The organism is Rhodococcus spelaei (assembly GCF_006704125.1).
Taxonomy (GTDB): domain Bacteria; phylum Actinomycetota; class Actinomycetes; order Mycobacteriales; family Mycobacteriaceae; genus Rhodococcus_G; species Rhodococcus_G spelaei.
In genome coordinates, this window is record NZ_VIGH01000004.1 from 99113 (window position 1) to 111847 (window position 12735).

A 12735-nucleotide genomic window follows, 5' to 3' on the forward strand; every position below is an offset into this window, starting at 1 on the left:
GACCGCCGCAGAAGGGGTGAGCGGATCGAGTCCAGGTGTGAACCGAACCGTCCACCGCGTCGTGTCCCGTACATGGATCAGCGCACGGCACCGCCGCATCCGCGCCCGGTCGCGTTGCATGCGGCCGTCGGCGCCCTCGACCTGGACCGCTACCTGCGCTGGCGCCGGGACCGCGACGGCGACCCCTTCCGGCTCGCCATCCCGAGTTTCGGCGAAACCCTGTTCACGGGCACAGCGGACGGCGCCGAAGAACTCTTCCGACTGTCCCCGGGACTGTCGACGCCGCCGCTGCCGAATCCCATCGATCCGTTGGTCGGCGCGAACTCGCTCATCCTGCTCGCGGGCGACCGGCATCGCCGCGAACGCAGACTCATGCTGCCCGCCCTGCACGGGAACCGGATGCGCGAGTACGGCCAGATCGCGGTCGACGCCGCGCGCGAGGAGATGAACGGCTGGGTGCCGGGCGTCCCGATCCGGGTCCGCGAATGCGCCCGGGCCGTCACCCTCACCGTGATCGTGCGAGCAGTGTTCGGCGTGACCGACCGGACCCGTCGCGACGAGTACGCCCGCGTGGTGACCGGATTCCTCGCTTCGTACGGACTGCCGCTGGTGCTGGCGCCCGCGCTGCGGCGACCACTGCGCGGGCGCGGTCTCTGGTCCCGGTTCGTCGCGCAGCGGTCCCGGTTCGACGCGCTGCTCGCCGAGGAGGTCCGGGGCCGCCGGGAGCGCGGCGGCACCGGCGGCGACATCCTCACCATGCTGATGGACGCGCGCTACGAGGACGGCACCGGCATCGACAGCGCCGACCTGGTCGAGGAGCTGCGCACTCTCCTGGTCGCGGGGCACGAGACCACCGCCACCTCGGTCACCTGGGCGCTGTGTCATCTGCACCGCGAGCCGCGGGTGCGGGCCCGACTACTCGCCGAACTCGACGCTGCGCGACCCGACCCCGCACCCGGCGACCTGGCCGCGTTGCCGTACCTCGGAGCGGTCTGCCAGGAGGTGCTCAGGCTGCACCCGGCCGTTCCCGTCGTGCTCCGCCGGATGACCGGTCCCGCCGTGCTGCGGGGGGTGCGCCTCGACGCGGGTGACACCGCGGGGGTGGCACTGGGCCTGCTGCACTCGGACACCAGTGTCTTCCCGGATCCCGGACGCTTCGACCCGGACCGGTTTCTGGGCCGGCACCACTCGCCCTACGAGTACGCACCGTTCGGCGGTGGGCACCGTCGTTGCGTCGGTGCCGCGTTCGCCGAGTACGAGATGCGGATCGTGCTGGGCACGATCATGTCGGAAGCACGCCTCCGGATGCCGGACCGGGACCGTCGCCGGCCGCCACCGGTCGCGGTGCCGCACGACATCGCGACCGGCCCGCGCCGCCCGGTGGTGCTGGACTATCTAGGCCCGCGCTGACGGGTCGCTACCATGGCGTCGATGGCAAACGGTCGTCGACGCGCCGCGGAGTGACGTCCGCGGCGTCCGCGTGTGTGGGGGTCCACGCGGCGGCGTAGTGAACGGACGGGGAGAGCACCTTGGGTACGACGAGAATGTCCGCGCGGATCGCGCTCGCGCTGGTCGGGACGGCCGCGGCAGCGACGGCGCTGGTGGCACCCGCGCAGGCGGCGCCGCTGTTCCCCGGCGGACCCGAACTCCCGACGCTGCCGCAGTTACAGCTCCCGACCATCCCGGGACTGCCCGCACCCGCACCTCTCGCCCCGGCCGAACCCGTCGTGGGGCCGGCGAACTTCTCCGCGCCGAGCCTGAACCCCGCCGACGGCGAGGTCGTCGGAGTGGCGCAGCCGATCATCATCCGGTTCAAGGAGAACATCGAGGACCGCGCGACGGCCGAGCGGGCCGTCAAGATCACCACCACCCCGAAGGTGGAGGGCGGTCACTTCTACTGGACCAGCAACAGTCAGGTGCGCTGGCGGCCGGAGGGGTTCTGGCCTGCGAACACCGATGTCGTGGTCGAGGCGGGCGGCTCGCGCTCGGCCTTCCACATCGGCGACGCGGTGGTCACGACGGCGGACGACGTCACCAAACAGATCACCGTCACTCGCAACGGTGAGGTGGTCAAGACGATGCCCACCTCGATGGGCAAGACCGGCCACGAGACCCCGAACGGCACCTACATCGTCGGCGAGAAGTTCCGCGACATGTACATGGACTCGTCCACCTACGGGGTTCCGGTGGACTCGCCGGAGGGGTATCGCACCTACGTCGAGTACGCGACGCGCATCTCGTACAGCGGCATCTTCGTGCACGCCGCCCCGTGGTCGGAGAACCAGCAGGGCTACAGCAACGCCAGTCACGGATGCCTGAACGTGAGCACCGAGGACGGCAAGTGGTTCTTCGAGAACGCGCGCAAGGGTGACCCGGTGGTCGTCATCAACACCAGCGGCGGGACCCTCGACGGGCACGACGGCTTGGGGGACTGGAACCTCTAGCGTCGAATTTGTCGTGAGTTAAGTCGGATTCGTCCTCCGCGTAACCGGTCGGTCGCTAGCGGACATCACGATTCCGCGGTGAGATCGAGTCCCCAACGAACACTGCCCGAGACGGGCCCGCGCAGCTTCTTCGGTAGGCCGTGGGGTGACTACGCGTTGTTCCTGGTGCTTGTGGGGCCGAACGTCGCGCTGCTGATCGCGTTCACCTATCGTCCGCTCCTGGACAACATCCGACTGTCGTTCTTCGACTGGAACATTTCCGAGCCGACCGCCACCTTCGTCGGCCTCTCGAACTACCGCGAGTGGTGGGGGCGGTCGGACAGCTGGCAAATCGTCACCAACACCGTGGTCTTCACCCTCGCCGCGGTCGTCGGCAGCATGGTGCTCGGACTGGCTCTGGCACTACTGCTGGATCGAAACATGAAGGGCCGCAACCTGGTCCGATCTGCAGTGTTTGCGCCCTTCGTGATCTCCGGCGCGGCGGTCGGTGTGGCATTCCAGTTCGTCTTCGACCCGCACTTCGGCCTCATCCAGGATCTGGCCCACCGGCTCGGATTTGGCTCGGTACCCGACTTCTATCAGGATCCGCACTGGGCGATGTTCATGGTGACCGTGACCTACCTGTGGAAGAACCTCGGGTACGCCTTCGTCATCTATCTCGCTGCGCTGCAGGGAGTTCGCAAGGAGCTGATGGAGGCCGCGGAGATCGACGGCGCGGGGCGCTGGACCACCTTCCGTCGTGTCCTGCTGCCGCAGCTTCGTCCGACCACCTTCTTCCTGTCCATCACGGTGCTGCTGAACTCACTGCAGGTCTTCGACATCATCAACGTGATGACTCGAGGCGGCCCGCTCGGGACCGGTACCACCACGATGGTTTTCCAGGTGTACGAGGAGTCGTTCCGAAACTTCCGTGCGGGGTACGGCGCCACCGTGGCGACCATCCTGTTCCTGGTTCTGCTGGTGATCACGGCCTTTCAGGTCCGCGTCATGGACAGGAGTGAGCACCGGTGACGACTGTGTTGACCAGGCCGCCCAGCGAGGCCGACGCCCCCGTCGTCGAGCGCGTGGCCGGGTCCGTGAGTCGACGCGAGCGCTGGATCCGGGTCCTCGGATACCTGGCGATGGCCGTGGCGCTGGTGATGATCGGACTGCCGCTGGTGTGGATCCTGCTCACCTCCTTCAAGGAGCGGCCGGACATCTACAACCAGCCCGCGACCTGGTGGCCGCGGCCCTTCCATCCCCAGAACTACACCGAGGCAACGCAATCGGTTCCGTTCTGGACCTACCTCCGAAACTCGCTGGTCATCACCTCGGTGCTGGCGGTGGTCAAGTTCGGCCTCGGTGTGCTCAGTGCATTCGGCTTGGTGTTTCTGCGGTTCCCCGGCAAGTCCGCGCTCTTCCTGCTGATCATTGCCGCGTTGATGGTGCCGAACCAGATCACCGTCATCTCCAACTATGCGTTGGTCGCTGAGCTCGGGTGGCGAAATACATTCGCGGGCATCATTATTCCTCTGGCAGGTGTCGCCTTCGGGACGTTCCTGATGCGCAACCACTTTCTCTCCATCCCGCCCGAGATCATCGAGGCCGCGAGGATGGACGGCGCCGGCAACTGGCGTCTGCTCTGGCGAGTGGTCCTGCCGGTGTCGGGGCCGACGATGGTGGCCTTCGCTGTCATCGTCGTGGTCAACGAGTGGAACGAATACCTCTGGCCCTTCCTGATGTCCGACGACTCGTCGGTGGCTCCCCTGCCGGTCGGACTGACGCAGTTGCAGAACAACGACGGCCTCACCAATTGGGGCCCGGTGATGGCGGGCACGGTGCTCACCATGCTGCCAATCCTGGTGGTATTCCTCGTGTTGCAGCGGCACATGATCAAGGGCCTCACCTCCGGCGCGGTCAAAGGCTGACGACCGCTACGGCGTTTTCCCGCAGTGCATTCCCTCCATACACAGTCAGGAGCTGACAGGTGATCATCAACCGACGCGGATTTCTCGGAATGTCCGGTGCCGTCGCCGCGGGTGCGGCACTCACGGCCTGTGCCGGATCGGGCTCGGGCAGTGGCGAATCCACCGCATCGAGTGGCGACGCGAAGACGATCGACTTCTGGTCGAACCACCCGGGCAAGTCCCAAGACGTGGAGAAGGAACTGATCTCGCGTTTCCAGGCGAAGTTCCCCGACCTGAAGGTCAACCTCATCGATGCGGGCAAGAACTACGAAGAGGTCTCGCAGAAGTTCAACGCCGCTCTCTCTGGTGGCAGCGTGCCGGATGTCGTGGTGCTCTCGGACGTGTGGTGGTTCAACTACGCATTGACCGGGGCGATCGAGCCGCTGGACGGACACTTCGCCGCCGCTGAGGTGGACAAGTCCGACTTCGTCGACTCGCTGCTCGCCGACTACGAGTTCAAGGGTTCGCACTACGCGCTGCCCTATGCGCGCTCGACGCCCCTGTTCTACTACAACAAGGAGGTCTGGTCGCAGGCAGGCCTGCCGGACCGCGGCCCGGCCACCTGGCAGGAATTCGACCAGTGGGGTCCGGAACTGCAGAAGGCCGTGGGCGACGGCAAACTGGCGCACGGGTGGGGCAACGCGAAGGACTACCTCGGCTGGACCTACGAGGGCCCGGTCTGGACGTTTGGTGGTGCGTACTCGGACGGCTGGAACCTCACTTTCGACAACCCGAACACCATCGGGGCCGGCAACTTCCTGCGGGACATGATCCACACCAAGAAGTACGCCGCCGTCTCCAACGACATCGCCAACGAGTTCGGCGCGGGGATCCTCGCGTCCACGATCGCCTCGACCGGTGACCTGTCCGGAATCACCAAGAACGCGACGTTCGACTTCGGGACCGCCTTCCTGCCGGCAACCGAGGGCAAGCCGGGCTGCCCGACCGGAGGCGCAGGCCTCGCCATCCCGTCGAAGATCAGCGATCAGCGCAAGATCAATGCGCTGAAGTTCGTCAACTTCATCACGAACGCGGAGAACACCGCGTACTTCTCGCAGAAGGTCGGCTACATGCCGGTGCGCAAGTCGGCGGTGAACGACCCCAGCCAGCAGGCGTTCATGGCGGCGAACCCGCGGTCGGCGACCGCGGTGGCGCAGCTCGCCCACACCCGATCGCAGGACTACGCGCGGGTGTTCGTGCCGGGTGGCGACAAGATCATCGGCACCGGTCTCGAGCAGATCGCGCTGCAGAACGCCGATGTCACGTCGACGTTCGCCAACATCACCGGGCAACTGCAGCAGATCATCGACCGCCAGATCACGCCGAAGCTGAAGTAGGAAGAGGTACACCATGGCCACGGTGCGATATTCGACCGTCAGTCACCGTTATCCGGGATCGGACCGGATGGCCGTCGACGGGCTCGACCTCGACATCGCCGACGGCGAGTTCGTCGTGTTGGTCGGTCCGTCGGGATGCGGCAAGTCGACCAGCCTGCGGATGCTGGCCGGCCTCGAATCGGTGGAGTCCGGGGGGATCGCGATCGACGCGGTCGACGTGACGGCACTGCCGCCGCGCGCTCGCGACGTGGCTATGGTGTTCCAGAACTACGCGCTGTATCCGAACATGACGGTGGCCGGCAACATGGGATTCGCGCTGCGCAACGCCGGGATGAGCAAGAGCGACACCGAGGTTCGCGTTCGAGAGGCCGCGCGGATGCTCGAACTCGAGGACCTGCTCGACCGAAAGCCCGGTCGGCTGTCCGGCGGTCAGCGCCAGCGGGTCGCGATGGGTCGCGCGATCGTGCGCCAACCCAAGGTGTTCTGTATGGACGAACCGCTGAGCAATCTCGACGCCAAGTTGCGGGTGAGCACCCGAGCGCAGATCGCCGGGCTGCAGCGGCGACTCGGCACCACCACCGTCTACGTCACCCACGACCAGGTCGAGGCCATGACGATGGGTGATCGGGTGGTGGTGCTGCGGGACGGCAAGCTCCAGCAGGTGGCCGCGCCGCGCGAGCTGTACGAGGACCCGGTGAACGCGTTCGTAGCCGGATTCATCGGATCACCGGGGATGAACCTGATCGAAGCCCCGGTGGTCGACGACGGCGCCGCACTCGGAGCTCTCCGAATCCCGCTGCCGGCGAGCGCAATCGGACAGGATCGGGTGCTGGTGGGTGTGCGGCCCGAGTCGTGGGCACTGGTCGGGCCGTCGGACCACGACGCGCTGCACGTCACGGTGGATCTCGTCGAGGAGTTGGGCGCGGAGTCGTTCGTGTACGGGGTCGACCCGACGGCCGATTGGTCCAGCCGGACCGGAAAAATCGTCGTGCGAGTGGATCGCAAGAGCGCGGTGGCTCTCGGGGAGCAACTGCACCTGCGGCCGATCTCCGAGGAGGTTTACTTCTTCTCGGCGATCAGTGAGCAGCGGTGGCGCCGGTGATGCGGGCGACGGTCTCGTCGATCGCCTCGATGGCCTCGGTGCGGCTGTAGTCCTCGTGCGCGAAGCTCTCCCAGCCGGTGAGCAGGCACCACCACAGCATGTGGCGCACCCAGCGGACCTTGAGGGTGCTGCTGAAAGTGCCGTCGGCGCGACCGCGTTCGAGCAGTTCGAACAGCGGTGCGTCGATGGTGCTCAGGCGCACCCAGAACGCCTCGTTGGACAGCGCCTGCGGGTCGCCGTAGATGAGTCCCAGCAGCGGCCCGAGGTCGAAGCACTCGTGGCTCATCCGGCGCAGCGCGGCGTCGGCGGGGCCCTCGGTGGGCCGTGCCCTGATCTGTGCGGCGCTGAGCTTGTCGAGGGCGTCCTCGCCGAGCGCCACGATCAGGTCGTCGCGCTCGGGGTAGTACCGGTGCAGGGTGCTCCGACCCACCTCGGCGTGCGCGGCGATGTCGCTCAGCGGCGCGGCGGCATTCTGGCTCAGCACCTCGACGGCCGCATCCAGGATCGCCCGGCGGGTGCGGGCCCGGGTTCCCGACTCCGGCGCAGTCTCAGACGACATGTCCCCACATTAGCAGTGTGAACGTTCGAATTGAAACAATGATTGACAGAAGTGGGACAGTGGTGTTCCACTGATGGGCATGACCGACTCACCTGAGAAGTCTTCCTGGGTCAACGTTCGACTGTTGTGGTCGTTCATCCGGCCGCATCGTGGCACCCTCCTGCTCGGAATCGTGCTCGGCCTGGTGTTCACCGCCGCGGGCCTGGCGTTGCCGATGGTCGTCAAGCTGCTGCTCGACTCGATCACCGCGGGCACGAACATGACGCCGCTGATCATCGCGCTGGTCGTCATGCTCATCGTCGCCGGCGTGATCGGCTACATCGAGCTGAATCTGCTGGGCAGGCTCGCCGCGCGGGTGGTGTACGACGCACGGGAATCGATGGTGCGCCGGTACTTTCGCGCCACGGTCGGCAGCCTGACCAAGCGGTCGTCCGGTGAACTCGTCACCCGTGTCACGTCGGACACCGTACTGCTGCGGGAGGCCGCGTCGTCGAGTCTGGTCGAACTCGTCAACGGGACGGTTGCGATCGTCGGCACGCTGGTCCTGATGGGTTTCCTCGACCCCGTCCTCCTCGGGGTGATGCTGGGCGCGCTCGGCGTGGTCGGGGCATGCTCGGCGGCCGTGATGCCGCTGATCGCGAAGTCCGAGCGCGCGGCCCAGGAGTCGGTCGGCAAGCTCGGCGGCGGTCTCGAGGGCGCACTGCGCGCCATCCGCACGGTCAAGTCCAGTCGGGCCGAGTCGCGCGAGGTCGAGCGGATCATCGTCGACGCCAAGGAGTCCCAGCTGCACTCCGTGCGTGCGGTCAAGGCCAGCGCGTTGGTCTGGGCGATCTCCAGCGGCGGAATGCAGATCGCGCTCGCCGGGATGCTGGCCTTCGGGGCCTGGCGGGTCGGTTCGGGGGCCCTCGCGGTCTCGAGCCTGATCGCCTTCCTGCTCTACGCCTTCCAGTTGCTCGAGCCGGTGTCACGACTGTCCCGCAACGTGGCGACCATCCAGTCCGGGATCGCCGCCGCCGCCCGGATCCGCGAGGTGCAGGCCCTCGACCTGGAGGATCACGACGAGTCGGCCGAGGTTCTACCTCTGCGCACCCAGCCGGACGTGCCGCTGATCGAACTCGTCGACGTCACCGCGCGGTACGCGCCCGGTTCGAAGCCGGCCCTGGGTGGCGTCAGCGCCACCATCCCTGCGCGCGGTCACACCGCGATCGTCGGACCGTCCGGTGCGGGCAAGACCACGATCTTCTCGCTGCTGCTGCGATTCCTGCATCCCGAGTCCGGGCAGGTCCTCCTCGGCGGCACTCCGTACTCGGACCTCTCGTTCGAGCAGGTGCGCTCGCACCTCGCGTACGTCGAGCAGGACACTCCGGTGGTGCCCGGTACGGTCCGGTCGAACCTGCTCTTCACCTACCCCGAGGCGACCGAGGAGGAGGTGTGGGACGCGTTGCGCGCCGTGCACCTCGACGAGACGGTGCGCGGACTCGAGCACGGCCTCGACAGCGACCTGTCCGCGACGAGCGTCTCCGGCGGACAGCGGCAACGGATCGCGTTGGCGCGGGCCATCGTTCGCCGACCGGACATCCTGCTGCTGGACGAGGCGACCGCCCAGCTCGACGGCCGCACCGAGGCAGCGATCCACGAGGTGATCCGCGAGCTCTCGCAGACCGGTGCGGTGCTGACCATCGCACACCGGCTCTCGACCGTCATCGACGCGGACCAGATCCTGGTCATGGACGAGGGCAAGATCAGGGCGCGCGGCACCCACACCGAGCTGATGGCCTCGGACTCGCTCTACCGGGAACTGGTGGCCGCGCTGCGGATCGGACCCTCCGTCCCCGTCGCGGTATAGCTGCGGCGTCGGCGGGCCGGCGGTACTCTCGGGCGATGACAGGCGTCGCCTTCGAGAAGCCGGAACCCGCCGACGACCGGCGCAGGCGAGGCAAGGGGCTGCGGGCGACGGTGCCGCGCGGTGCCCACGGTGACTGGGAGTCCGCACCGGGCCGTCCCGATCCGACCGATGTCCTCGACCAGCAGAACGCACTCCGGGTGCCCGAGCTCGTGCCGCTGCGGTACGAGCGAATGCTGGTCTCGCCCTTCACCTTTCTGCGTGGTTCGGCGGCGATCATGGCCTGGGATCTCGCACACGGCCCGCGCACCGACCTGATGGTCGCGGCGTGCGGTGACGCCCACCTGGCGAACTTCGGGCTCTTCGCCGGTCCGGACCGGCGACTTGTCTTCGACCTCAACGACTTCGACGAGGTACACCGCGGCCCCTTCGAGTGGGACGTCAAACGCCTCGCGGTGTCGCTGACGGTCGCGGCGACGGACAACGGGCACAGTCCCGCCGACGCCCGCGCGGTGGCGCGCACCGCCGCGCGGTCGTACCGGGAAACGATGGCGCGCGCCACCGGGATGACCGCGCTCGACGTCTGGTACGCCCGCATCGAGGCGGACACGGTGCTCGCCGACCTGCGGGACGAGATGACCAAGCGGCAGTTTGCGGTCGCCGAGGGTGCGCTCGAGAAGGCCGAGACTCGCACCCAGTTGGGCGCGCTCAAGAAGTTCGCCCGGCCGACGAACGGCGGGTTCCGGATCAAGGAGGACCCGCCGCTGATCGTCCGGCTGCCCTACGACCGGCAGGTCGAGGCGACGCAACTGCTGCGCAACGCTTTCGGAAGCTATCTCGAGACGCTCGCCAGTGATCGTCGACAACTGATGACCCGCTACCGATTTCAGGACATCGCGAGGAAGGTGGTCGGGGTCGGTTCGGTCGGCACCATGTGCTTCATGGCGCTGTTCGTCGGCGACACCGCGCACGACCCGCTGTTCCTGCAGGTCAAGGAGGCGCAGGCGTCGGTACTGGCGCCGTACGTCGAGGGCAGGCCGTACACCGATCAGGGGCAGCGGGTGGTCGAGGGCCAACGGTTGATCCAGAGTGCGAGCGATCCGTTCCTCGGCTGGTTCACCGGGACGGGACCACTGGGCCGCGACTTCTACGTACGCCAGTTGCGCGACAAGAAGGGCGGCTTCGACGTGGGATCGATGCGGCCCGAAGGGTTGAGGGTGTACGCGCGGTTGTGCGCGACCGCGTTGGCCCGCGCGCACGCCCGCACCGGAGACCCGGTCGCGATTGCCGGATACCTCGGGACCGGAACGGTGTTCGACGAGGCGATCGAGCGGTTCGCAGCCGGCTACGCCGAGCAGAACCGCCGCGACTACGAGCAGGTGCGGCTCCGCCGCAGTGATGCGGTCAGGGAGTCCTGAGACTCCGCAACCGCACCACTGCGACTCCGCTGCATTTCACCAGATGCGCACGCGCAGTTCGGGTTCCAGGTAGAGCGCATCGCCCGGCGTGACGCCGAACGCCTCGTGGAAGGTGTCGAGGTTCCGGACCACGCCGTTGCAGCGGAACTCCGGCGGGGAATGCGGGTCCACCGCGAGGCGACGGATCGCCTCCTCGTTGCGGGCCTTCGTGCGCCACACCTGTGCCCAGCCGAAGAAGACCCGCTGCAGGCCACTGAGCCCGTCGATCTCGGGTGCCGAGTCGGCGCCGAGCGCGATCCCGTACGCGACCAGCGCGATGGACAGCCCACCGAGATCGCCGATGTTCTCGCCGATGGTGAACTCGCCGTTGACCTTGTGTCCGGGCAACGCCTTGGGCTCGAACTCGTTGTACTGCTCGATGAGTGCCTTTGTGCGCTTGCCGAATTCGGAGCGATCGGCATCGGTCCACCAGTCGACCATGTTGCCGTCGCCGTCGTACTTGGCGCCCTGGTCGTCGAATCCGTGGCCGATCTCGTGGCCGATCACCGCGCCGATGCCGCCGTAGTTCGCGGCGTCGTCGGCGTCGGCGTCGAAGAACGGCGGCTGCAGGATCGCTGCGGGGAAGACGATCTCGTTCATGCCGGGGTTGTAGTAGGCGTTGACGGTCTGCGGGGTCATGAACCACTCGTCCCGGTCGACCGGACCACCGAGCTTGGCGAGGTCACGGTCGTGGTCGGCGGCGTAGCCGCGACGGTAGTTGCCGACCAGGTCGTCCGGCGAGATCTCGAGGCCGCTGTAGTCCCGCCACTTGTCGGGGTAGCCGATCTTCGGGGTGAACTTCTCGAGTTTGGCGAGCGCGGCCTGCCGGGTGTCCGGGCTCATCCACTCGAGTTCGGAGATGTTGCGGCGGTACGCCTCCTGCAGGTTCGCCACCAGTTCCTGCATACGGGCCTTGGCCTGCGGCGGGAAGTGCCGCTCGACGTACAGCTTGCCGACCGCCTCGCCGAGCAGGTCCTCGACCAGCGAGACGCCGCGCTTCCAGCGCTCGCGGTTCACCTCGGTACCCGACAGTGTCTTGCCGTAGAAGGCGAAGTCCTCGGCGACCAACGCCTCGGTCAGGTACGACGCTCGGGAATGGATCACCTTCCACGCCGCCCAGGTCTTCCAGTCGTCGAGGGGGCGCTGGGTCCACAGTGCGGTCAACGAGGTGAGGAAGCTGGGCTGGCGGACGACGATCTCGGCGAAGGTCTCACTGGCGCCGCCGAGGCCGGACACCCATGCCGCCCAGTCGAATCCGGGATTGTCGTGGGCGAGGTCGTCGAGCGTGACGAGGTTGTAGCTCAGCTCGGCGTCGCGCCGCTTGACCACGTCCCAGTGCGCGGCGGCGATCGCCGTCTCCAGGTCCAGGATGCGTCGCGCGGCGCCGGCGGGATCGGGCCTGCCCGCGAGCTCGAGCATCCGCTGCACGTGCGCCAGGTAGGCGTCGCGGATCTCGGCGTAGGAGTCCTCGCGGTAGTACGACTCGTCGGGCAGGCTGATCCCCGACTGCGTCAGGTGCACGAGGTAGCGCGCGGAGTTCTTGGCGTCCGTGTCGACGTAGTTGCCGATCGCCCCCGAGACGCCGGTGCGCTGCAGGCTGCCGAGCAGTCCTGCCAGCGCGGACAGGTCGGCGGCGCCGTCGACGGCGCCGAGTTCGCCGGCGATCGGGTCCAGCCTGGCACGTTCGACGGCCTCGGCGTCCATGAACGAGCGGTACAGGTCGCCGATCCGCTGGGCGTCGGAACCGAGGCCTCCGCCGGTGTCGGCGGCCTCGGTGATGATGGCCCGTACGTCGACCTCGGCCTGGTCGTAGAGGGTGCGGAAGGCGCCGTCGACCGCGCGGTCGGCCGGGATGTCGTAGTCGTCCAGCCACTTGCCGTTGACGTGCACGAACAGGTCGTCCTGGGCGCGGATGCCCCCGTCGAGGTGGGTGAGGTCGATTCCGGAGTGCGACGTGGTCATGGCGTCCTTTCTACCGCGCCCACGCCGTAGGTGCTGCGTGCCCGTGAGTCTTTCCGGCCCCCGTGCGGACCAGAAGGACTCACGG

At 67.6% G+C, this 12735-nt stretch carries 10 protein-coding genes; 8 read left to right on the forward strand and 2 right to left on the reverse strand.

The window, feature by feature from the left end; all coding sequences use genetic code 11:
* The first annotated feature begins 72 nt into the window (after nucleotides 1-72).
* The 6 genes from FK531_RS09880 to FK531_RS09905 all read left to right on the forward strand — a co-directional run bounded on the left by FK531_RS09880 (nucleotide 73) and on the right by FK531_RS09905 (nucleotide 6829).
* The gene (locus tag FK531_RS09880; protein ID WP_142098530.1) at nucleotides 73-1410 is read left to right on the forward strand and encodes a cytochrome P450; all 1338 of its coding nucleotides are present in this window, start codon (nucleotides 73-75) and stop codon (nucleotides 1408-1410) included.
* A gap of 134 nt (nucleotides 1411-1544) precedes the next feature.
* Nucleotides 1545-2444, forward strand: a complete 900-nt coding sequence (locus FK531_RS09885) for a L,D-transpeptidase (RefSeq protein WP_142099528.1) — start codon at nucleotides 1545-1547, stop codon at nucleotides 2442-2444.
* 78 nt (nucleotides 2445-2522) lie between these two features.
* Complete coding sequence (locus FK531_RS09890) at nucleotides 2523-3455, forward strand: carbohydrate ABC transporter permease (RefSeq protein WP_142098533.1); 933 nt, start codon at nucleotides 2523-2525, stop codon at nucleotides 3453-3455.
* A gap of 53 nt (nucleotides 3456-3508) precedes the next feature.
* On the forward strand, nucleotides 3509-4351 hold the full coding sequence (locus FK531_RS09895; RefSeq protein WP_246098110.1) for a carbohydrate ABC transporter permease: 843 nt from the start codon (nucleotides 3509-3511) through the stop codon (nucleotides 4349-4351).
* Between the two features lie 89 nt (nucleotides 4352-4440).
* Nucleotides 4441-5727 (forward strand): ABC transporter substrate-binding protein, encoded by a 1287-nt coding sequence (locus tag FK531_RS09900; protein WP_142099532.1) that lies wholly within the window; start codon nucleotides 4441-4443, stop codon nucleotides 5725-5727.
* Between the two features lie 13 nt (nucleotides 5728-5740).
* Nucleotides 5741-6829: an ABC transporter ATP-binding protein gene (locus FK531_RS09905; RefSeq protein WP_142098537.1), complete on the forward strand. Its 1089-nt coding sequence runs from the start codon at nucleotides 5741-5743 to the stop codon at nucleotides 6827-6829.
* Here FK531_RS09905 and FK531_RS09910 read toward each other — a convergent pair.
* A complete protein-coding gene (locus FK531_RS09910) occupies nucleotides 6804-7388 on the reverse strand; it encodes a TetR/AcrR family transcriptional regulator (protein WP_142098540.1) in 585 nt (194 codons plus the stop codon). The genes FK531_RS09905 and FK531_RS09910 overlap by 26 nt on opposite strands.
* A 79-nt stretch (nucleotides 7389-7467) precedes the next feature.
* On the opposite strand from FK531_RS09910, the gene FK531_RS09915 reads away from it, so the two are divergent.
* Nucleotides 7468-9234, forward strand: coding sequence for an ABC transporter ATP-binding protein (locus FK531_RS09915; RefSeq protein ID WP_246098079.1), 1767 nt, complete (start codon nucleotides 7468-7470; stop codon nucleotides 9232-9234).
* A 35-nt stretch (nucleotides 9235-9269) separates the two neighbouring features.
* Entirely contained in the window at nucleotides 9270-10649 is a 1380-nt protein-coding gene (locus FK531_RS09920) for a DUF2252 domain-containing protein (RefSeq protein WP_142098545.1), read from the forward strand.
* A gap of 36 nt (nucleotides 10650-10685) precedes the next feature.
* Here the strand turns inward: FK531_RS09920 and FK531_RS09925 are convergent, their stop codons facing one another.
* The gene (locus FK531_RS09925) at nucleotides 10686-12650 is read right to left on the reverse strand and encodes a M13 family metallopeptidase (RefSeq protein WP_142098547.1); all 1965 of its coding nucleotides are present in this window, start codon (nucleotides 12648-12650) and stop codon (nucleotides 10686-10688) included.
* Nucleotides 12651-12735 lie beyond the last annotated feature (85 nt).

What these genes read in the sequence shown, in the direction of transcription:
- FK531_RS09880 (WP_142098530.1), top strand. Translation starts at nt 73, where the DNA reads ATGGATCAGCGCACGGCACCGCCGCATCCGCGCCCGGTCGCGTTGCAT.
- FK531_RS09885 (WP_142099528.1), top strand. Translation starts at nt 1,545, where the DNA reads ATGTCCGCGCGGATCGCGCTCGCGCTGGTCGGGACGGCCGCGGCAGCG.
- FK531_RS09900 (WP_142099532.1), top strand. Translation starts at nt 4,441, where the DNA reads ATGTCCGGTGCCGTCGCCGCGGGTGCGGCACTCACGGCCTGTGCCGGA.
- FK531_RS09905 (WP_142098537.1), top strand. Translation starts at nt 5,741, where the DNA reads ATGGCCACGGTGCGATATTCGACCGTCAGTCACCGTTATCCGGGATCG.
- FK531_RS09910 (WP_142098540.1), bottom strand. Translation starts at nt 7,388, where the DNA reads ATGTCGTCTGAGACTGCGCCGGAGTCGGGAACCCGGGCCCGCACCCGC.
- FK531_RS09915 (WP_246098079.1), top strand. Translation starts at nt 7,468, where the DNA reads ATGACCGACTCACCTGAGAAGTCTTCCTGGGTCAACGTTCGACTGTTG.
- FK531_RS09920 (WP_142098545.1), top strand. Translation starts at nt 9,270, where the DNA reads ATGACAGGCGTCGCCTTCGAGAAGCCGGAACCCGCCGACGACCGGCGC.
- FK531_RS09925 (WP_142098547.1), bottom strand. Translation starts at nt 12,650, where the DNA reads ATGACCACGTCGCACTCCGGAATCGACCTCACCCACCTCGACGGGGGC.